At 66.7% G+C, this 22,195-nt stretch carries 8 protein-coding genes and 1 pseudogene; 3 read left to right on the top strand and 6 right to left on the bottom strand.

Translation table 11 applies throughout. The features are described from left to right. Positions 1-364: 364 nt before the first annotated feature. The 4 genes and pseudogenes from QGN31_RS10260 to mutA form a co-directional block, all read right to left on the bottom strand. Positions 365-1,651: a serine hydrolase domain-containing protein gene (locus QGN31_RS10260; RefSeq protein ID WP_043955051.1), complete on the bottom strand. Its 1,287-nt coding sequence runs from the start codon at positions 1,649-1,651 to the stop codon at positions 365-367. Between the two features lie 54 nt (positions 1,652-1,705). Beyond that, positions 1,706-2,688, bottom strand: a pseudogene (gene meaB, locus QGN31_RS10255) (methylmalonyl Co-A mutase-associated GTPase MeaB). 76 nt (positions 2,689-2,764) lie between these two features. Beyond that, positions 2,765-5,014, bottom strand: coding sequence for a methylmalonyl-CoA mutase (scpA, locus tag QGN31_RS10250; protein WP_009953287.1), 2,250 nt, complete (start codon positions 5,012-5,014; stop codon positions 2,765-2,767). Between the two features lie 6 nt (positions 5,015-5,020). Next, positions 5,021-6,898, bottom strand: coding sequence for a methylmalonyl-CoA mutase small subunit (gene mutA, locus QGN31_RS10245; RefSeq protein WP_014942418.1), 1,878 nt, complete (start codon positions 6,896-6,898; stop codon positions 5,021-5,023). A gap of 180 nt (positions 6,899-7,078) precedes the next feature. Between mutA and QGN31_RS10240 the strand changes: the two genes are divergently transcribed. Further along, positions 7,079-7,846, top strand: a complete 768-nt coding sequence (locus QGN31_RS10240; RefSeq protein WP_095580255.1) for a TVP38/TMEM64 family protein — start codon at positions 7,079-7,081, stop codon at positions 7,844-7,846. Between the two features lie 49 nt (positions 7,847-7,895). Further along, entirely contained in the window at positions 7,896-8,879 is a 984-nt protein-coding gene (locus QGN31_RS10235; RefSeq protein WP_201409411.1) for a S1 family peptidase, read from the top strand. 48 nt (positions 8,880-8,927) lie between these two features. Here the strand turns inward: QGN31_RS10235 and QGN31_RS10230 are convergent, their stop codons facing one another. Both QGN31_RS10230 and QGN31_RS10225 read right to left on the bottom strand, forming a co-directional pair. Then, positions 8,928-9,836, bottom strand: a complete 909-nt coding sequence (locus QGN31_RS10230) for a fatty acid desaturase (RefSeq protein WP_326544698.1) — start codon at positions 9,834-9,836, stop codon at positions 8,928-8,930. A gap of 695 nt (positions 9,837-10,531) precedes the next feature. Then, positions 10,532-11,305 (bottom strand): hypothetical protein, encoded by a 774-nt coding sequence (locus tag QGN31_RS10225; RefSeq protein ID WP_014385183.1) that lies wholly within the window; start codon positions 11,303-11,305, stop codon positions 10,532-10,534. 564 nt (positions 11,306-11,869) lie between these two features. Here QGN31_RS10225 and QGN31_RS10220 point away from each other — a divergent pair. After that, positions 11,870-22,150: a non-ribosomal peptide synthetase gene (locus tag QGN31_RS10220; protein WP_014942423.1), complete on the top strand. Its 10,281-nt coding sequence runs from the start codon at positions 11,870-11,872 to the stop codon at positions 22,148-22,150. Positions 22,151-22,195: the final 45 nt, after the last annotated feature.

The following is a 22,195-nucleotide window of genomic DNA, read 5'->3' as shown; positions in this document are numbered from 1 at the left end:
CGGCGAGCGTCGAGCCCGCCGACCCTCGCCGCTTTGGCCGGCGGTTGACGGTTGCATCGGGGCCAGAGACTGTCGGGTGCGCGCTCACCTGAACGATTCTCGCTGCCCGGCGCCCGGGTGCCAAAATCGCGGTCGAGGCATCAGCACACCCGCAAAAGCGGGATTACCGGCGGGCATTGCTTTCGAGCAACGCCCCGGCAATTTGCGGGAATGAACTGAGCAAACATCCAGCACAGATTACATCGCATGCGAACAACCGCACATGGGCATTCGACCACCGTCATTCGAACCGGCGAGTCGATTTAAGCGCCCCGTGTAAATTACGCGGTCATTTGCATCGCCGGAACTCACTGTCCGCGCGCTTTCAGCCCGCGACGGCCCCCGGCTCGCAGAACGGCGCCCCGAACTCGGTGACCGGGCGGAATCCGCGTTTGCGGGCCTTGTCCGCGGCCCTGCGGATCAGCGCATAGATCCCGACGAACGCCGCGTGGTCACTCATCACGAGCGGCGTCAACAGACGGTTGTGCACCAGCGCGAACGCCACCCCCGAGGCCGGGTCGGCCCATCCGACCGAACCGCCCATCCCGACGTGACCGAAGCCGGGCATCACGCCGCCGATCGGCAGACTGTGATAGCCGAGGTGGAATGCCAACGGCACGTAGATGTTTCGGTCCGGCCGCAGGCTGCGCTCGCCCGTCAGGCCTGCCGTCAGGTCGCGGGAGAGGAATCGGATGCCGTCGACCTCGCCACCGTTGGCGATGGCGCCGTACATCCGCGCCAGGCCGCGCGCCGTGGCCACACCGTTGGCCGCGGGGATCTCGGCGTCGAGCAGCGGGGTGTCGCCCTGCACCGCGGCGACCATGCCCGGGAAATAGATGGACCGGAAGCCGCCGGAGAGCTCGTTGGCGACCTTGCGGGAGACGTAGTTGACGAGCGAACTGCCCAGCAGGTTCTGCGGCGCGACGATCTCGGCGACCCGCGTCGGGCATCCGGCCGGCGGCCGGCCCAGGTACAGGCCGTCGACGCCCAGCGGCTCGGCCAGTTCCTCGCGAATCAGCGTGCGCATCCCTTTACCGGTCACCGCCCGGCCCAGACCCGACATTAGCCAGCCGAAGGTCAGCGCGTGGTATGCGGATTTGCCGAACAGCCGCCCGGGCGCCGCCGCCGCCAGCCGCTCCTCCATCACCACGTGATCGAGGAGGTCTTCCTTGGTGGCGCCGCGCAGCCCCGAGAGGCCGGCCTGGTGGCTCATTACCTGGCGCACGGTCATGTCGGCCTTGCCGTTGGCGGCGAACTCGCGCCAATACTCGGCGACCGGGGCGTCGTAGTCGATCAGCCCCCGGTCAGCGAGTCGGTGGATGACGGTGGCGGCCATTCCCTTGGTCGCGGAGAACACCATCGGGGCGGTGTTCTCCGACCACGGCCGCTGCCCGGCCCGGTCGGCAAACCCCGTCCAGACGTCCACGACGGGCTGGCCGTCCACATAGACGGCCAACGCCCCGCCACCGAACCGGCGGGCGGGAAACATGCTGGAAAAGCTACGAACGACGCACCCGAAGTGTGAGTCCGCCGCGCCGGACACACGGTGACCTGCGTCAAGGTCATCGTGGACACGGACCGCGCGGCGATTGACTCGGCTATCCACCGTCACACTTTTGAATTTACTTGGATTACACACCGGGCAGGAGCGAAACCCCCCGATTATTTACCTATCCGTTAGCCAGACGCGGCCGTCAATATTTGCTGGGCGGCCAGCGCCGGGGTTAGCTCCCCCGCCTTGACCTTCCGCTCGACGTCGGCCCGGATCTTGCGCACCGCCGGGTTGGAGGCCAGCCGGTCCAGCACCGTGTCGCGCACCATCTGCCAGGTCCAGTCGACCAACTGGCCGCGGCGGCGCGCCTCGAACTCCCCCGCCTCGCTGAGCACCTGACGATGGCGTTCGACGGTCTCCCACAGTTCGTCGAGGCCGGTTCCCTCCGCGGCGCTCATCGTGAGAACGGGCGGGCGCCAAAGGGTTTCGCGCGGATATATCAGCCTGATCGCCCCGGACAGCTCGCGGGCGGCCGACCGCGCCTCGGGCAGGTGATTCCCATCGGCCTTGTTCACCACCACGATGTCGGCCAGCTCCAGCACGCCCTTTTTGATGCCCTGCAGCTGGTCGCCCCCGCGCGCCAGGGTCAGCAACACGAAGGTGTCGACCATGTTGGCCACGGCCACCTCGGACTGCCCGACGCCGACGGTCTCGATCAGGACCACGTCGAACCCGGCGGCCTCCAGCAGCACCGACGTCTCGCGGGTGGCCTTGGCCACCCCGCCCAGGGTGCCCGACGTGGGCGACGGCCGAATGTATGCATCCGGGTGCATCGCCAGGCGCGCCATCCGGGTTTTGTCACCGAGGATCGAGCCGCCGGTGCGCGTCGACGACGGGTCGACGGCCAACACCGCCACGCGATGGCCCAGTTCGATCAGGTGCATGCCGAGGGCCTCGATGGTGGTGGACTTGCCCACCCCGGGAATCCCGGTGATCCCCACCCGGTGCGCCTTGCCCGAGTCCGGCGTCAGCTCCAACAGCAGCCGCTGCGCCTTCTCCTGATGGTCCTTGCGGGTGGACTCCAGCAGGGTGATGGCGCGCGGCAGCGCCGCGCGGTCACCGCCGCGGACCGCCTTGGCCAGCTGCTCTGGGTTCATTTCCACACCGCGAGATCGCAACTGGCGACGCATTTCCCGAGTAACCCCGTCGGTAGTTGCCGTCTCGCGCGCATCATTAGAGGTCGTAACCCAGCCGCTCAGCGAGCTTGTGCAGCAAGCCGATTGCGGCGTCGGCGATCACCGTGCCGGGCGGGAAGATGGCGGCGGCCCCGGCCTCGTAAAGCTCGTCGAAATCGCCGGGCGGGATGACGCCGCCCACCACCACCATGATGTCGGGCCGCCCCACCTCTTTGAGCGCGTCGCGCAGCGCCGGCACCAGCGTCAGGTGACCGGCGGCCAGCGAGGACACCCCCACCACGTGCACGTCGTTGTCGGCGGCCTGGCGGGCCACCTCCTCGGGCGTGGAGAACAGCGATCCGACGTCCACGTCGAAGCCGATGTCGGCGAACGCCGTCGCGATCACCTTCTGGCCCCGGTCGTGGCCGTCCTGCCCCATCTTGGCCACCAGGATCCTGGGGCGGCGGCCGTCGGCCTCGGCGAACTTCTCGACCAGTTCGGTTGCGCTGGCCATGTTTCCGGCCTTTCCAGCTTCGTCGCGGTAAACGCCGGCGATGGTACGGATCTCCGCCTGGTGACGGCCATAGACCTTCTCCAGCGCGTCGGAGATCTCGCCGACGGTGGCCTTGGCGCGGGCCGCGTCGATGGCCAGCGCCAGCAGGTTGTTGCCCAGCCCGTCCTCACCCGCACGACCGTGCGCGGCCGCGGCGCGTGACAACTCGGCGAGCGCGGCGTCGACGGCCTGCTGGTCGCGGCTTTCCCGCAGCTCCTTGAGCTTGGCCAGCTGCTCGGCGCGCACCCGGCTGTTCTCGACCTTGAGGACCTCGACCTCCTGGTCCTCCTCGACCTGGTACTTGTTGATCCCGATCACCGGCTGGATCCCGGAGTCGATGCGGGCCTGCGTGCGCGCGGCCGCCTCCTCGATGCGCAGCTTGGGGATCCCGTCGCTGATGGCCTGGGCCATGCCGCCGTGCTCGGCGACCTCGGCGATGTGGGCGCGGGCCTTCTGCGCGAGCTGATGGGTCAGCCATTCCACGTAATACGAGCCCGCCCACGGGTCGATGGGCCGCGTGGTGCCCGACTCCTGCTGCAGCACCAGCTGGGTGTTGCGGGCGATGCGGGCGGAGAAGTCGGTGGGCAACGCCAGCGCCTCGTCCAGCGCGTTGGTGTGCAGCGACTGCGTGTGCCCCTGGGTGGCGGCCATCGCCTCGATGCAGGTGCGGGCGACGTTGTTGAAGGCGTCCTGCGCGGTCAGCGACCAGCCCGAGGTCTGCGAATGTGTGCGCAGCGACAGCGATTTGGCGCTCTTCGGGTCGAACTGGGAGACCAGCTCGCTCCACAACAGCCGGCCCGCCCGCAGCTTGGCGACCTCCATGAAGAAGTTCATCCCGATGCCCCAGAAGAAGGACAGCCGCGGCGCGAACTTGTCGATGTCGAGCTCGGCGTCCAGGCCGGCCTTGATGTAGTCCACCCCGTCGGCCAGGGTGTAGGCCAGCTCCAAATCCGCTGTGGCACCGGCCTCCTGGATGTGGTACCCGGAGATCGAGATGGAGTTGAACTTCGGCATCTTGGCGCTGGTGTAGGCAAAGATGTCGGAGATGATGCGCATCGACGGCTTGGGCGGATAGATGTAGGTGTTGCGCACCATGAACTCTTTGAGGATGTCGTTCTGGATGGTGCCGGCCAGCTTCTCCGGCGGAACACCCTGCTCCTCGGCGGCCACCACGTACAGCGCCAGGATCGGCAGCACCGCGCCGTTCATGGTCATCGACACCGACACCGTCGACAGGTCGATGCCGTCGAACAGCTGCCGCATGTCGAGGATGGAATCGATTGCCACACCGGCCATTCCGACGTCACCCTGCACGCGCGGGTGGTCGGAGTCGTACCCGCGGTGGGTGGCCAGGTCGAACGCCACCGACAGGCCCTTCTGCCCGGCCGCCAGGTTGCGTCGGTAGAAGGCGTTGGATTCGGCGGCGGTGGAGAACCCGGCGTACTGCCGAATCGTCCACGGCTGGTTGACATACATCGTCGGGTACGGTCCGCGCACGAACGGCGGTTCGCCGGGGAAGCTGTGCAGTGGATAGCCGTCGGCCTCGACCGCGGCGCGGTCGGCGGCGATGTAGACCGGTTTGACGTCGATGTCTTCCGGTGTGTGCCATTGCAGTTGGTCGGGCGTGTACCAGTGCGCGGCCGCGGCCGCGGCGACGTGTTCTTCGACGGCGGCTTCGGTCGCCGGTTTTATGGTCCGTTCGCTGTGCAGCGGCACATCGGCGAAGCTGCCGACAGCAGGTGCAGTGGTCGTCATAACTGGCTACGCCCCCAGCCTCGTGAGCAGATCCGACAGTGCTTCGACCGCATTGATTTTCGCGGTCAGGAATTGGTCCGGTTGGTTCTCGGCGTCGGCCACGGCCTTTTCGGGCCCGGCCAGATACACCCGGTCGATGCCGGCGGCGCGCGCCGCCTGCACGACGCCGGACGCCTCGTCCTGGTAGCGCTTGTCGGTGCCGCAGATGACCGCCACCGTCGGCGCCCCCGCCTCGGCCACGGCCGCCGCGACGCCGGCGGCGTCGACGGTTCCGGGGTTGACCGCCTCGATGCCCCCGGAGGCCAACAGGTTCGACGCGAAGGTTGCCCGAATGTTGTTCTCGGCCAACGGGCCCAGCGGCAGCAACAGCACTCGGGGGCGCGAGCCGGTGCGGGCCACGAAGGCGTCGGAGCGGTCGCGCAGCGCTTCGAACTCCGCGGCGTAACGCACCAGCTTCCCGGCGGCGAGCGGCGAATACGACGAGTCGCTTTGCGGCAGCGGCGGTTCGGTGAGGTTCGGGAACTCGTTGACACCCGTGATCGCCGTGCGGCGGTGCGCGATGTCGTCGCTGCGGCGGGCCGCGATCTCGCCGATCTGGGCGGCGATGAAATCGACGGCCTCGGTGAATCCGCCGTGCGCCTCGATGGCCTGGAAGTGCTGCCAGGCCTGTTCGGCCAGCCGGGCGGTGAGGTCCTCGACGAACCATGACCCGCCGGCCGGGTCCAGCACGCGACCCACGTGCGACTCCTCGAGCAGCAGCAGCTGGGTGTTGCGGGCGATTCGCCGCGCGAAACTGGTTGCGGTGTCCGGGAATCCGCCGTCGATCGCCACGTCGAAGGGGAACACCAGCAGCGAGTCGGCGCCGCCGACGCCGGCACCGAAGGCGGCCAGGGTGCAGCGCAGCATGTTCACCCAGGGGTCGCGCTGCGTCATCATCGGCAGCGACGTCTCGGCGTGGATGACGGCCGCACCGGCATCGGGATCGCCGACGACCTCGGCGACCCGCGCCCACAGGTTGCGCGCCGCGCGGAACTTGGCGATCGTCATGAACTGGTCGTCGTCGGCGGCGAACCGGAAGCTGATCTGGCGCAACGCCCGGCCGATCGGCATCCCCGCCTCGGTGAGCACCCGCAGGTAACTCACCGCGGCCGCGACGCCGGCGGCCAGCTCCCAGGTCGCGTTGGCGCCCAGATTGTGGAACGCGGGTCCGTCGACGGTGATCGCCCGCACGCCGGTGTGCTCGGCGGCCCGCTTGGCGACGGCGACCACGTCCTCGATCTTCGGGGCGGCACGCTCACTGAGCGCCGCGGTCAGCGGGTCGCCGCCGAGGTCGATCGACACGGTGGCGCGCTGGTCGGGTTCCACCCCGTCGGCCAGCGCCAGCGCCACGTCGCTGGCCGCCGCGTAGTCGGCGCCGGCTTCGAGGATCAGCGGCGCCATGCTCAGGTAGACGCCCTGCAGCGCGTCGGCCAGCTGGCCGGGCGCCACGCCCGACTCCCCGATCCGCAGCACCAGGGCGCTGGCCCCGTTGCCGAGCGCGTCGAGGACCGCGGAGTTGACGTCGGCCGCCGCGACGCCGGGCACCGGGGTGGCCGGGAACGCCTCGGCGACCCGCCAGCCGGTCTTGACGTCGCGCAGCGCGTCGCCGCCTCGCACGTAGGGCCACTCGCCCGGCAGCGGCGGTTCGGGAAGCTCGTCGAGCGCGGTGTAGAGCGCGCGAATCGCGATCCCGTCGTACGTCGGGGTCTCCAGCAGGCGCTCCGGCGCGTCCCCCAACTGCTCGGGGTCCTTCCGGGTGCTCTTGGCCAGCACTCCGGCGACCGCACTGCGCCAACGCCCGCGAACCTGTTCTAGGCCGGCGAGCTCGGGTACATCAATGGACACCGATTGCTCCCTTTTCCCAGCATTTGGGCTACAGCTTTGGGGATACCACTTAGCTATTGAGGCTAATTGATGGGAGCTCTCCGCTAAAAACCGCCAGGCGCCGCCACCCGACCGGGTTCTGGACGAAACGCCAGCCGCGGGCAACGCCCAATTCATCTGCGCCCCGTAACCTTGGATGCCGTGACGGGTTCCGCCACCAGCAAAATCACCGCGACGCTTCGCGATCTCGGCTGCGCCATCGGCGCGGCGGCGCGAAGTGTGTCTCGGTCGCGGATCGTCTGGACAGTGGTGGGCATCACAGCGCTGCTGGTGCTGGCGTCGTGGCTTCCGCTGCCCTCGCCGGTGCAGATGCGCGACTGGGCGCAGTCCCTCGGACCGTGGTTCCCGCTGGCGTTCTTGGTCGCCCACATCGTCGTGACGGTGGTGCCCATCCCGCGGACCGCGTTCACGCTGGCGGCCGGGTTGCTCTTCGGCCCGCTGCTGGGCGTCGCCATCGCGGTGGTCGCCAGCACGGCGAGCGCGATGATCGCCCTGCTGTTGGTGCGGGCGCTCGGGTGGCGGTTGAACCGCCTGGTGCGCCACCGATCGATCGACACGGTGGAAGAACGGCTGCGGCAGCGGGGCTGGCTGGCGATCGTGTCGCTGCGATTGATTCCGGCGGTGCCGTTCTCGGCGCTGAACTACGCCGCCGGCGCGTCGAGCGTGCGGGTGCTGCCGTACGGCCTGGCGACGCTGGCCGGCCTGCTGCCCGGCACCACCGCCGTCGTCGTCCTCGGCGACGCGCTGGCCGGTCACCCGAGCTCGCTGCTTTACCTGGTGTCGGCGATCACCAGCGCGCTTGGCCTGGCGGGCTTGATCATCGAGGTCCGCCACTTCCGTCGGCACCACCGCCGCGCACACCGTCGCGTCGATGACGAACCCTCCCCCGAGCCGGCCACCGTCGGCTGATCCACCAACTCTGTCGAGAGCGCCGCGCGAGGCGGCAAAGACCGATCTAATGGGGGGCGTGTACGCGCTGGAGTTCGCCAGCTGGGGGTCGCCTTATTCGCCGGCTCGTACCGTCGCGCTGCCGCTCAGTGCCCTGGTGTTGGCGGTGCTGGCCGTGTTGGGCTTTCTGCCCAGCCGGGACCAGCGCCGGCGCAAGCCGAAGAGCCGTTTCTCCGATGTGCCGCAGCGCGCCAAGCTGCACACCACACTGCTCATCCTGGCGGCGGTGTGCAGCACCGCCGCCCTGGTGGCGGCCGTCTGCCTGTACCCCAGGGCCGCGACCCCGGCGCGGCAGCCTCCCCTACCGCCGCCGCCGACCCTGGCGCCGATCGATCTGCCCGCGGCCAGCGCCATCGGCCCGGGTGCTGGCATTTACGTCGAGTATGCCGACGGATCCGGTGGAATGGGTTGCACCGCAGGATTTTTGGTGCATACCGGGGGCGGCCGGGCCGGGATCCTCACCGCCGGTCACTGCAATCGGCCCGGTCAGCGGAGCAAGGTGACGATGAACCTGGGCGGGGTCCTTCCCTACACCACGCTGGGCACGTTCACCGAGACGATCAGCGAGGGGGTCCACGACGAACAGCACGACATCGGCCTGATCACGCTCGACGCTGACAACGTTCCCCAGTCCGCGGCGGTCGCCGCGTCGCTACCGGTCACCGGCGTCGCCACCAATCTTCAAGTCGGACAACAGTTGTGCAAGTTCGGCATGGGTTCGGGCGCGGACGCCTGCGGGCAGATCGTGGAGATCACCGCCAGCAAGGTCGTGTTCCTGGCGAGTGGCCAGTGCGGCGATTCGGGTGGGCCGGTGTACCACTACGAACGCGACGGCACAGTCAGCGCCGTCGGCATCCTCATCCGCGGCGGTGATCCTTACACGCCCAAGGCCGGGTGCGCCGCCCGCGCCAAATTCTCCGTCGCCGAGTTGGTGCGGCCGTGGCTGGACAAGTGGAACCTGACCGCGATCGCCGCGCCGTCGTCCCCACGCTGAACACTCTCTGCCCCGCCCTTCTTCAGGCCAGAGCTTCGCGCTGAGTTCCTAACGTCGCGGCAAGCGGTGCGAGAAGGACGATTTCGCGCCGCCGGGACAGGGGCCGGGCGGTCCGTTGCGCCGCCGGGATGATGAGGGCGGGGGTGCGCCAGCCGCGTCGAGGTGTGGTCGAACCGCTACCCACCGATCTCCGCGATCCGCTTCGACGATGCCGCTACTGACCCCCCGCCATCTGCGGTACTCCGAAGGCGTCATGTCCTGGCCCCACGCGGTGCTGATCGGCACGTTTCGATCCAGATACTCCGATTCTGCGGCCCGCCATGCCTTTACGTACAGGTAGAAAGGAATCGCAGTATGGAGGTGATGAACTACGTGGTAGTTCTGATACATCAATAACAGACACAGAACACGCTCCCAGCCAACCCGAGCGCGGGTGACCTGGAATCGATTGGTCTTTATCGGAACAAGACCGTGATGAGGCAGCCAGTCAAACCACCACGCGAGGATGACCATGCCGATCCGCTGTGGGATGAAATAGATAAGCACCAGCTCTCGCCAGTAGCCGAGAATCAGGATGGTGGTTACGAAGGCAAGGGCCAGAGTGAGGTATAGGGCAAATCCCACAGCTTCCTTACGGGGGCGCCGGCGCAGGCGCATTAAGTAAAAGCGGCAATACCAGGCATCGATCGTCAACCAGCGCAACGGCAGCTGCCAACGCGGACCCGTGAGACTCCACGCGTCCGGATCCTCATGGATACCTTCGTTGGTGTTGCGATGGTGCGCCAGATGCGTATACGCGAGCATGGGGAAAGTTCCGAACAATGAGACGAACGGCATCGACAAGCGACCGAATACCTGGTTGATCCACTTTGGCCGGCCGACGGTGTGGTGAATCGCTTCGTGCAGCACCGAGAACATGGAAAACGTTACGAGACCCTGAACGACGATGGTGACCACCAACCACCAACGACTCACTCCGCACAGAACCGCCGCCGTCGCCCCCAACCACGCAACGAGCGACCCAAGCCAGACCAGCACGGTCGGCACCGCAATGGTCGGCCGCACGAACCTGGGAGCTGGGAAGCCCCGCGGAATTGCGGCCACATCACCGGCGCCCCGTGACCTTAGCTCTGTGGCGGCAAGCATTTCGACCCCCGTCACCACGGCGCCCGACGAGGAATACGCCGCCGATGCACTGCATAGAAGACCATGTGGCACCACCTTGTTCCGACTTTGCTAGTCAAACTTCTTCGCGCAATAAGTTATTTGCCGATTTCGACATGCGGGTGAACACAATAAATGCGCGGCTATACGTAAGCCTTTGCGCACGGATCCACGCGGTTGAGCGTAAGTACATTCACGTCCTCCTTGCCGCGCAGAATCAATCGAGTCTTTCTCTGTCCATGGGGATTGCGATGACGCAGGATGTCCGCCCGGATTACACCGGGGCGTTCACCAGGACAAACGTTTGTGACCTAGTCGCTAAAAAGCAACGTTGTTACTGCCGGAAAGCGGCGTTCATGGTTGATTTCCAGATGTCGTCGCCTGGCGCTCCCCTCAGGTCGAAGTTGCTAAGCTTTCCTGCCCCAAAAGTTGGTCACTTCAGATCGACGGGGCGTTCCCGCCTTTCGACAATCCGGGTGCACGGAAGCTCAAGCATTTTGCATTACCTCCGATATCGCGGGCTCGGGACTCCACGCATGCGCGCAGGTTTTTCCGCTTTTCAAAAGCACCGTGAGGTCTCCGGCCAAATCGGCCGTTACCGATCTGACGGAGGAAAGTCGAACATGATTCATGAGATCCGCCAGAGCGTTCAACTTATAGTGCGATTCCAGCTGCGGACTCATCGCGCCAGGACGTATCGCGATTGGTATTGATTCGCGATATTTCATGCCCAGCACGAACGCGGTCTTGGAATCGGCGCTCACCATGAACGGTTCATCGCCCTTGTCGAGATTCCTGAGCATAAGAAGTGGAATATCGCTCACCCAAAGAGGCTCGACAGGCTTATCGCGATCCGTATGGGTGCCGAGTGGATTTTTCGGATGAGTCCAGGCAATCGTCAGGCCAGCGGCTATAAGCTCGAGCCTCATTTTCTGTCGCCACACTTCACCTTGGGCAGCGACCGCTTGCCGGAAATTATCGACATTCTGATACGCCACCCCGACAACCAAATAACGATCAGAATGTCTAGCGTGAAATTCACGCATCTCCGCGATAGCCCGGAAAAATTCCTCCTCATCCAGGAGAAAATCGCTCGTATCGTAGTAGAATTGGCGCTTTCCGAGCATCGTCTCGGTGAATGGACAATGAGCTTTTCGACCGTCACCACGGACAAGAAAATCAAGATATTGTTGTATTACCGGCACGCAGTCGTCCGTGTGATGGCTGAGTTCAGTGAAGACATAATCCGATCGTCGGTTCATTGACGCCCCTCCCAATGGCGAAACTCAACACCCACGTCCTACCGGTGCCTGCGCTCACGTTGATCGCCCGAGATCAGGTGCGTCGCCGGCGGTAAATCCCCCGAATCGAAACGGAGTGTAACCGTGGTCCGCCCCGCACGTTCGCAAAATCGCCGATACGCGGCGACACTGTTATCTCCCGGCACGGTTGGCGACCGTCACACCGATCCGGGCCCGAATCCGGCCAGCTGATCGTTCACGTCGCGCCGAACGCATCCTGTGCGATCGCCCAGTCGTGACGCCGTCAGGAACCTCCTGCGGAACCGGTCCGCGCCTCGGTCTCGATCCCAATCCGCTTGCCCCTCAACCGGATTCACATGTCCCAGCGGCGGCTTCGCCGGTGGTCCAGCTGGAGGGCGGATGGCCGCTACGGGAGCCGACGCGCGGCGTTTCAGCATTCGCATCGAGAAGAATTGGCCCGACATTCGGCCGAAATCTCTGCGCGACGAGCAGACGACGGGCAGGATTTTGACCAGTAACCACTCGAGGTAAGCGGGGCGAGTGGGTGGAGCTCTGGGGGAGTCGATGGGGCGTGATGGCCTGGCGTTACCGCTGACACGCGGACAACTGGACATCTGGCTCTCGCATGAATCGGGCTATGCCGGCACGGATTGGCAGCTCGGCCTGTTGATAAAGATCGAAGGCTCGATACGCCGGGATGTCCTCGAGCGGGCGATCCGCCAAGCGGTATCGGAAGCCGAGCCGCTCCGGGTTTCATTCTTCGAGGTCGACGGGCAGGTGCTCCAACGGCCGATCGATTGCCCGCACGTCGAGGTCGAGTTTCACGACCTGACCGGCTCGCTCGATCCCGTGCAGGACGTCCGTCGGAGTGCTTCCTCCATCCAGCGCACGCCGATGGCGTTGAACGGCCAGCTATTCAGATTCGTCCTGTTCCAGACGCAGGCCGAGGAGTTTTACTTGTTCGGCTGCTGCCACCACATCGTTTTGGACGGGTTGGGCATGGCGCTGGTGTCCCGTCGGGTTGCCACCATCTATTCGGCAATGGTGGCTGGATCGCCCGTTCCCGACGCCTATTTCGGCTCGGCGCAGGATTTGATTGACCTCGAGTCGGGATACGAAGCATCCACCGACTATCTGGAAGACGAGGCGTACTGGCGCAAGAACCTTCCGCCGGAGGGCGGACACGACTATCAGCTCCCCCAGACCAACGCCAGCGGGGACCCGTGTTCGCCTTCGGCCTCAGTCCAATTGGACGCGACCGCCGTCGCCCGGATGCAAGCGTTGGCAAAGAAGCTGCGCATCCGTCGCTATTCGGTCATCACCGCGGCGTCCGCACTCGTGGTGCATGCATGGTCGGGAAGCGGTTCGGAGGTGGCACTGGATTTCCCGGTCAGCCGGCGCGTACGTCCCGAGTCGAAGACGCTCCCAGGGATGCTCGCCGGAGTTGTGCCGCTGGTCCTGCAGACGTCACCGCAGACAACGGTCGCCGATTTTTGTCAGCACGTTGACGTCCAGATACGACAATTGCTGAAGCATCAACGGTTTCCGGTGCACCAGCTCGACGGTGAAGTCGGCTCCCGCAGCCTCAGAGAGCCATCGAACCGGGTAGGTGTCAATTTCATCCCATCTCGATTGACCCTGGAGCTCGGAGGCGCTCCGGCAACCGCGACGTACACCAACAACGGCCCGGCCGGGCACTTCGGCCTGTTCTTCATCGGGGCCGCCGATCAGCTGTTTCTCAGCACGGCGGGGGTCGGACAACCCTTTGCGAGCTTTGGCGTTCCCTATCTGGCGGCACGCCTGCAGCAGGTGCTGATGGAAATGACCGCCGATCCACAACGGCCGATCTCCTCGATCGAAATCCTCGATGCGGAAGAGAACGACCGGCTCGATAGGTGGTCGCATCGCGCGGCGTCAGCCCGGCCGGTAACCGCGTCGGCGTCGATTCCGGCGGTGTTCGCCGAGCACGCCGAGCGCACCCCCGAGGCAATAGCGGTGACGTTCGACGGCCGCGCCATGACGTATCGGGGGCTCGATGAGGCCGCGAACCGGTTGGCCCATCTTCTGGCCGGCCGTGGGGTTGGCCCAGGGCAGTGTGTAGCGCTGCTTTTCCCCCGGAGCGCGGAGGCGATCGTGGCGATGCTGGCCGTGCTCAAGACCGGGGCGGCGTATCTGCCGATCGACCCGGCGCATGCGTCGGCGCGGATGGAGTTCGTGCTTGCCGATGCCGCACCGACCGCCGTGATCACCACGGCCGAACTGCGCTCACGGCTGGACAAATCCGACCTGCCGGTCATCGATGTCCACGATCCCTCCATCGAGGCCCAACCCGGCACCCCACTTCCGTATCCCGCCCCCGAAAATGTCGCCTACATCATCTACACCTCCGGTACCACCGGAACACCCAAGGGCGTAGCCATCACGCACCACAACGTCACGTGGCTGATCGAGGCGCTCGACGAACTCCTGCCGCCGGGCGGGGTGTGGGCGCAGTGCTACTCCTCGGCCTTCGACCTATCGGTGTGGGATATCTGGGGTGCGCTGCTGCGGGGTAGGCGGCTGCTGGTGGTGCCGGAGGCAGTCGCCGGGTCCCCGGAAGATCTCCACGCATTGCTGGTCGCGGAACACGTCAGCGTCCTGACTCAGATTCCGTCGTCGGTGGCGATGCTGTCACCGGAAGGGCTGGAGTCGACGGCGTTGGTGGTGGGCGGTGAGGCCTGCCCGACCGACGTCGTGGATCGTTGGGCGACACCCGGGCGGGTGATGATCAATGCCTACGGCCCGACCGAGGCGACAGTGTGTGCATCGATGAGTACGCCGCTGACGCCGGGACCGGGCCTGGTGCCGATCGGGTCGCCGATACCCGGGGCGGCAATGTTCGTGCTCGACAAGTGGTTGCAGCCGGTGCCGGCCGGGGTGGTCGGTGAGCTGTACCTGGCCGGTCGTGGCGTGGGCGTCGGGTATGTGCGGCGTGCTGGTTTGACCGCGTCGCGCTTTGTGGCGTGCCCGTTCGGGGCCCCCGGAACACGGATGTATCGCACCGGCGACCTGGTCTCCTGGGGCGCGGACGGGCAGCTGCGACACCTGGGCCGCGCCGACGAGCAGGTCAAGATCCGCGGGTACCGGATCGAAGTCGGTGAAATCCAGGTAGCCCTGGCTGCTCTCGACGGGGTGGACCAGGCGGCGGTCATCGCCCGCGAGGACCGCCCGGGCAACAGGCAGCTGGTGGGTTACATCACCGGCACCGCCGACCCGGCCGAGATCCGCGCGGCACTGGCTGATCGGCTCCCCGCCTACATGGTCCCCGCCGCAGTGGTCGTGTTGCCGGCAATCCCATTGACGGCCAACGGCAAACTCGACAAGCGTGCCTTGCCCGCACCCGAATTCACCGCCGGTGAGTACCGGGCCCCGGCCGGCGCGGTCGAACAAATCCTGGCCGAGATCTACGCCCAAGTCCTCGGGATGCAGCGGGTAGGGGTCGATGACTCGTTCTTCGACCTCGGCGGCGACAGCATCCTGTCGATGCAGGTCGTGGCCCGCGCGCGCGCAGCCGGGGTGATGTGCCGCCCGCGTGACGTTTTCGTCGAACAGACGGTGGCGCGACTGGCGCGGGTCGCGACGGTGTCCAGTGCCGAAGGCGGCGTCGTCGACGAGGGAATCGGCCCGGTGGTGGCCACTCCGATCATGCGCTGCCTGCGCGACGTCGAGGGCCCGATCGACGAGTTCAACCAGACCATGGTGGTCGCCGCCCCGGCGGGTGTGACGGCAGCCGACGTGGCGGTTGTCCTTCAGGCGCTACTCGATCGGCATGCGATGTTGCGGCTGCGCATCGACGATGACGGCGCCGGCGACTGGTCGCTGGAGGCACCCGAAGCTGGGTCGGTGGACGCGCGCGGATGCCTGCATACCGTCGATGTGTTGTCGAATGAGGCGCTGGCACAGGCCCGCTCGCGGTTGAACCCTGGGGCGGGAGTGATGGTCAGCGCGGTGTGGGCGACGTCCACCGGCGAGCTGGCATTGATCATTCATCACCTGGCCGTGGACGGGGTGTCGTGGCGAATCCTGTTGGAGGACCTCAACATCGCCTGGGCACAGCATCACGGTGGCCGGCCCGTGGCGTTGCCCGCCGGCGGGACATCGTTTGCGCGGTGGTCGGCGCTGCTTGCCGACCATGCGCGCCGCGCCGAGGTAGTGGCGCAGGCCGAGTCCTGGCGACAGGTGGCGGCAATACCGGCCGCGTTGCCGACGGTGCAACCCGAGGCGGACACCTACGAGTCCGCGGGCCAGCTGTCGGCGTCGCTGGATGTCGAGACAACCCGCCTGCTGCTGGGTGAGGTGCCCGCGGCGTTCCACGCCGGGGTCGGCGATATCTTGCTGATCGCTTTCGGGCTGGCGTTCGCGGAGTTTCTCGGCGCCGGCGCGGCTGTGCCGATCGGTATCGACGTCGAGGGTCACGGGCGCCACGAGGAGCTGGCTCCCTGCGTGGACCTGTCTCGCACGGTGGGCTGGTTCACCACCAAATATCCGGTCGCGCTGACGGTCGGTGGCCTGTCGTGGGCACAAGTGGTCACCGGTGGGGCCGCACTCGGCGCACTGATCAAGGACGCCAAGGAACAGCTGCGCGCCCTGCCCGATCCGCTGACCTATGGTCTGCTGCGCTACCTGAACCCAGAGGTTGATCTCGGTGGGTCTGACCCGACGATCGGGTTCAACTACCTGGGCCGTCTCGGTGCGGGTGCCGACCTGCCCGGCGATTTGTGGCGGATCAACGAGGACAGCCTGTCGTTTGCGGGCATGGCTGCGGCGGTGCCCCTGCCGTTGGCGCACACGGTGGAGCTCAATGCCGGCACCATCGACACCGACGCCGGGCCGCAGCTGCAGGCGAACTGGACGTGGGCGCACTCGGCGCTGAACGACGAGCAGGTCGGCCGCCTGAGCCAGTTGTGGTTTGAGGCTCTGGCCGGTATCGGCGCGCACGTCAAAGCCGGCGGCGGCGGGCTTACCCCATCCGATATCGCTCCCGCCCGACTCAGCCAACAGCAGATCGACGAACTCTGCTCGCAGGGCGACGTCGTGGACGTGCTGCCGCTGACCCCGGTGCAGCAGGGTCTGCTGTTCCACACCAGCTTCGTGCCGGGTCTGGACGACCTGTACACCGTGCAGCTCGGTATCACCGTCCACGGCCCCCTCGATGCGCAGCGCCTGCGCGAGGCCGTGCAGGCGGTGGTCAACCGCCATCCCAACCTTTTGGCCCGCTTCCGCGAAGACTTCGGCGAGCCGGTGCAGGTCATCCCGGCGAAGCCGGTGATCGGGTGGCAGGACGTCGAGTTGGACCCCGCGGGCGCGGACGCCGATCAGCAGGTGGAACGCCTGTGTGCCGCTGAGCGCGCCGCGGTCTGCGGCCTGGCTGACAAGCCGACGTTCCGTGCGGCGTTGATCCGCGTCGCAGAAGACCAATACCGGTTGGTGCTCACCATTCACCACATCGTGGCGGACGGCTGGTCGCTGCCGATCCTGATGCGGGAGGTGTTCGGCAGTTACTACGGCGAGCGGCTGCCCGCGGCCCCGTCGTACCGCAGCTTTGTCAGCTGGCTGGATCGACAGGATCGCAGTGCCGCACAGGCGGTTTGGCGCGACGTGATGGTGGGCTTCGACGCGCCGACATTGGTGGGCACCCCTGGCCAGGTAGGGCGCCACGACGTCGCTTCCTTCCGGATGTCCGCCGAGACCACGGCGTCCCTGACCGAGTTGGCCCGCTCGTGCCACACCACCGTGAGCACCGTGTTGCAGGGCGCGTGGGCGCAGCTGCTGATGTGGCTGACCGGTCAGCATGATGTGGCGTTCGGCACCGCGGTCTCCGGTAGGCCGACCGAGCTGCGCGGCTCGGAATCCATTGTGGGGCTGATGATCAACACGGTGCCGGTGCGGGCCAACGCCACCACCCGGACGACAGTCGCCGATCTGTTGGAGCAGCTGCAGCGCGTCCACAACGAAACCCTCGAGTACGAGTATCTGGCTCTCCCTGAGATTCACCGCGCCACCGGCCACGATCAACTGTTCGACACGCTGTTCCTGTACGAGAACTATCCGATCGACGCCGGTGCCCTGTCGGGCGCCGATGAGCTGGCCGTTACCGCGTTCGACAGCCGCGAATTCAACCACTATCCGCTTTCGGTGGTGGCGACGCCGGGCCACGAACTCAGTGTTCGCGTCGAATTCGACACGGACGCATTTGACCGTGCGGCCATCGACACGCTGATCGACCGTTTGCGGCGGGCGCTGGTGGCAATGGCCGCCGATCCCGCCCGGCGGTTGTCGTCGATCGATCTGCTCGACCGCTGCGAGCACGACCGCCTCGACGAGTGGGGCAACCGGCCGGCGCTGGCCGAGCCGGAGGCGTCCGCGGTCTCGATCCCCGAATTGTTCGCCGTTCAGGCGACGGTCCGCGACCCGGAGGCGGTGGCGATCAGCTATGGGGATCGGTCATGGACTTACCGTCAGGTCGAGGGGTCCGCTAATCGGTTGGCGCACTTGCTGATTTCTCAGGGTGCGGGCCCGGGTACGCGTGTGGCCCTGTTGCTTCCGCGTACGCCCGAGGCGGTGGTGGCAATGCTGGCGGTGCTCAAAACCGGTGCCGCGTATGTGCCGATCGATCCGACGGTGCCCGCGGCGCGGATCGAGTTCGTGTTGGGCGATTCTGCGCCTATCGCGATGGTCACCAACGCGGACATGCGGTCACGACTGGAGGGGTCGGGCCTGCCGCTCATCGACATCGACGACCCTGCGGTGACGGCCCAGCCCGAGACGCCGTTGGCGCCGCCGGCCGCGGACGATATCGCCTACGTCATTTACACCTCGGGCACGACCGGGGCACCCAAAGGTGTTGCGGTGCCTCATCGCAACGTCACCCAATTGCTGGACTCGCTGGACACCCAGTTGACGCTGGGACAGGTGTGGACACAGTGTCATTCGTTGGCATTCGACTTCGCGGTGTGGGAGATCTTCGGTTCGCTGCTGTACGGCGGGCGGTTGGTGATGGTGCCCGATTCGGTGGTGCGTTCGCCAGAAGAGTTGCACGCCTTACTGGTTCGTGAACAGGTCAACGTGTTGAGCCAGACGCCGTCCGCGTTTTATGCGCTGCAGACCGCTGATGGGCTCGCCTCGGAGCTGGGTCAGCAGCTGAAGTTGCAGGCGGTGGTGTTCGGGGGCGAGGCGCTCGAACCCCAGCGTCTGCAGACGTGGCTGAACCGCCATCCCGGACTGCCGCGTCTGATCAATCTGTATGGCATCACCGAGACGACCGTGCACGCTTCGTTCCGCGAGATCCTCGACGGCGACGTCGACAGCAATGCCAGCCCCATCGGCGTGCCGTTGACCCACCTTGCCTTCTTCGTACTCGACGGGTGGATGCGTCAGGTCCCCGCCGGGGTGGTCGGCGAGCTGTACGTGGCCGGTGCCGGGTTGGCCGCGGGGTATGTGGGCAGGCCGGGATTGAGCTCGACGCGGTTTGTGGCGTGCCCGTTCGGGGAGCCGGGGGCCCGCATGTATCGCACCGGGGATTTGGTGTCGTGGGGCGCCGACGGACAGCTGCGTTACGTCGGCCGCGCTGACGAGCAGGTCAAGATCCGCGGGTATCGCATCGAGCTCGGTGAGATCCGGGCGGCCCTCGCCGATCTGGACGGGGTCGATCATGTGGCGGTGATCGCGCGCGAGGACCGCCCCGGCGACAAGCGGCTGGTGGGCTACATCACCGGGGCCGCCGACCCGGCCGAGATCCGTACGCAGTTGGGTGAACGGTTGCCGGCCTACATGGTGCCGACCGCGATCGTCGTGCTCGAGGCGCTGCCCTTGACGGTCAACGGCAAGCTCGATGTCGGCGCCCTGCCGGCACCCGAATACTCCGATGTCGACCGTTACCGGGCTCCATCGAGCGCGGTCGAGGAAATCCTGGCCGGCATCTATGCCCAGGTACTGGGTGTGCAGCGGGTCGGTGTCGATGATTCGTTCTTCGATCTGGGCGGCGACAGCATCCTGTCGATGCAGGTCGTGGCCCGCGCCCGCGCGGCCGGCGTAATGTGCCGTCCGCGTGACGTTTTCGTCGAACAGACCGCGGCGCGCCTCGCACAGGTCGCCACGGTGGTCGCCGACGGCGAGGGCGGCGTGGTCGACGAGGGCACCGGGCCGGTGGTGGCTACCCCGATCATGCGCTGGCTGCACAGCGTCGAGGGTCCGGTCGAGCAGTTCAACCAGACGATGGTGTTGCAAGCTCCTGCCGGTGTCGCACAGGGCGACGCGATGGTGGTGCTGCAGGCGTTGCTTGACCGGCATGCCGCGTTGCGGCTGCGCGTCGACGACGACGGCGCCGGCGGCTGGTCGTTGTGGGTGCCCGAAGCCGGGACGGTAGATGCCGGCGGCTGCGCGGACACCGTCGACGCGCTGTCGGCCGAGGCGTTGGTGGCGGCCCGGTCACGCCTGCACCCGGGGACCGGGGCATTGCTGCGCGCGGTGTGGGCCGAGTCGACCAACCAGTTGGCGTTGATCATTCACCACCTGGCCGTCGATGGCGTGTCGTGGCGAATCCTGTTGGAAGACATCAACATTGCATGGGCCCAGCATCGCAGTGGCCAGCCGGTGGCGCTGCCGGCAACCGGGACGTCGTTTGCGCGGTGGTCGTCGTTGTTGGCCGAGTACGCGCAGACCGCGGAGGTGATGGCCCAGGCCGAGGCGTGGCGTCAGGTGGCGGCGATCCCGGCCGTGCTGCCGCCGGTACAGGCGGAGGACACCTACGTCAGCGCCGGCCAATTGTCGGTGTCCCTGGATGTCGAGACGACCCGCCTGCTGCTCGGTGCGGTCCCGGCGGCGTTTCATGCCGGGGTGCAGGACATCCTGCTGATCGCGTTCGGGCTGGCGTGGACCCAATTCTTGAGCGTCAGCGCCCCGATCGGCATCAATGTGGAGGGCCACGGCCGCCAGGAGGAGCTGGCCCCGCATATCGACTTGTCGCGCACGGTGGGCTGGTTCACCACCAAGTACCCGGTGGCGCTGAACTTCGGGGGCCCGGCCGGCGGCCTGTCCTGGGGACAGGTGATAGCGGGTGAGGATGCACTGGGCACTGCGATCAAGGACGCCAAGGAACAGCTGCGCGCCCTGCCCGATCCGCTGACCTACGGGCTGCTGCGCTACCTCACCCCCGAGGTCGATCTGGGTGGGTCCGACCCCGTGATCGGCTTCAACTACCTAGGTCGTCTGGGGGGTGCGGCCGAGCTCTCCAGTGAGCTATGGCGGCTCAGCGAGAACAGTTTCTCGCTGGGCGGCGCCGCGGGCGCCGTGGAGATGCCGCTGGCGCATACCGTGGAGCTCAATGCCGGCACGATGGACACCGAGGCCGGCCCGCAGCTGCAGGCCAACTGGACCTGGGCGCGTTCGGCGTTGCACGACAAGCAGATCAGCCGGCTCGCCGAGCTGTGGTTCGACGCGCTGGCCGGCATCTGCGCGCACGTGCGCGGCGGTGGGGGCGGCTTGACCCCGTCCGACATCGCGCCGGCCCGTCTCGCCCAGCGCGACATCGACAGGCTGGCGCAGCAGTACCGGATCGGCGATGTGTTGCCGCTAACGCCGCTGCAGCAGGGCCTGCTGTACTACGCCGGCAGCGGGCGCGGCGGTGACGACTTGTATGCGGTGCAGCTCGATATCACCGTGAGTGGTGCCCTTGATCCGCAACGCTTGCGCGAGGCGGTGCACGCCGTCGTCACCCGCCACCCGAACCTGGTGGCCGGTTTCTGCGAAGACTTCGGCGAACCGGTGCAGGTCATGCCCGCCGATCCGGCGCTGGCCTGGCAGTACGTCGAGCTCAGCTCGGCAGACGCCGATCTCGAGGAACAGGTGCAGCAGCTGTGCACCGCCGAGCGCGTCGCGGTCTGCGATCTGGCGGGCCGGCCGCCGTTCCGGGCTGCCTTGATCCGCACCGCAGACGATCTGTATAGGTTCGTGCTCACCAACCACCACATCGTGCTCGACGGTTGGTCGAAGCCGATCCTGCTGCAGGAAATCTTCGCCAGCTATTACGGTGTGCGGTTGCCCGCCGCCCCGTCGTATCGCAGCTTTGTCACCTGGCTGTCCGAACAAGACCGAGGCGCGGCTCAGACGGCATGGCGTGAGGTCCTCGACGGGTTCGGCGCTCCCAGCCTGGTGGGACCCCCGGGGGGCCTAGCGCTCGGTCTGCGCGGTGCGGAGTCGTTCCGAGTGTCCGCGGAGACCACGAAGGCGTTGGGCGAGCTGGCGCGCTCGTACCACACCACGGTCAGCACCGTCCTGCAGGCCGCGTGGGCGCTGCTGCTGACGTGGCTGACCGGACAGGACGACGTGGTGTTCGGCACCGCGGTGTCCGGGCGGCCGACCGACCTGGCCGGCGCGGAATCGATGGTCGGTCTGTTGATCAACACGGTCCCGGTCCGGGCGACCATCGGCGCGGAGACGACCACCGCCGACCTGCTTGAGCAGCTGCAGATCGCCTACACCAAGACGCTTGACCACCAGCACCTGGCTCTGAGTGAGATACACCGCATAACGGGACACGACCAGTTGTTCGACACGATGTTCGTGTACGAGAACTATCCGATCGACACCGCCGCGCTGTCGGCCGTCGACGAGTTGAAGATAACTGGCTTTACGAACCGCGAATACAATCACTACCCGCTTTCGGTGCAAGTCGCGCCGGGCCACGAACTGGGTCTCCGCATCGAATTCGATACCGACGTGTTCACGGCGGACAGAATCGAAAAGCTGGTCGAACGGTTCAAGCGCGTGCTGGTAGCCATGACCGCAGACGTGACGGAGCAATCATGACCGTCCGTACGGGACAGCCGGCCGCCAAACAGCTTGGGCCAGAAG

Origin of the sequence: Mycobacterium sp. 2-64 (assembly GCF_035918375.1) — a bacterium.
GTDB lineage: Bacteria > Actinomycetota > Actinomycetes > Mycobacteriales > Mycobacteriaceae > Mycobacterium > Mycobacterium intracellulare.
Note: the sequence above shows the minus strand (reverse complement) of the source record. Positions and strands in the feature narration are given on the sequence as shown.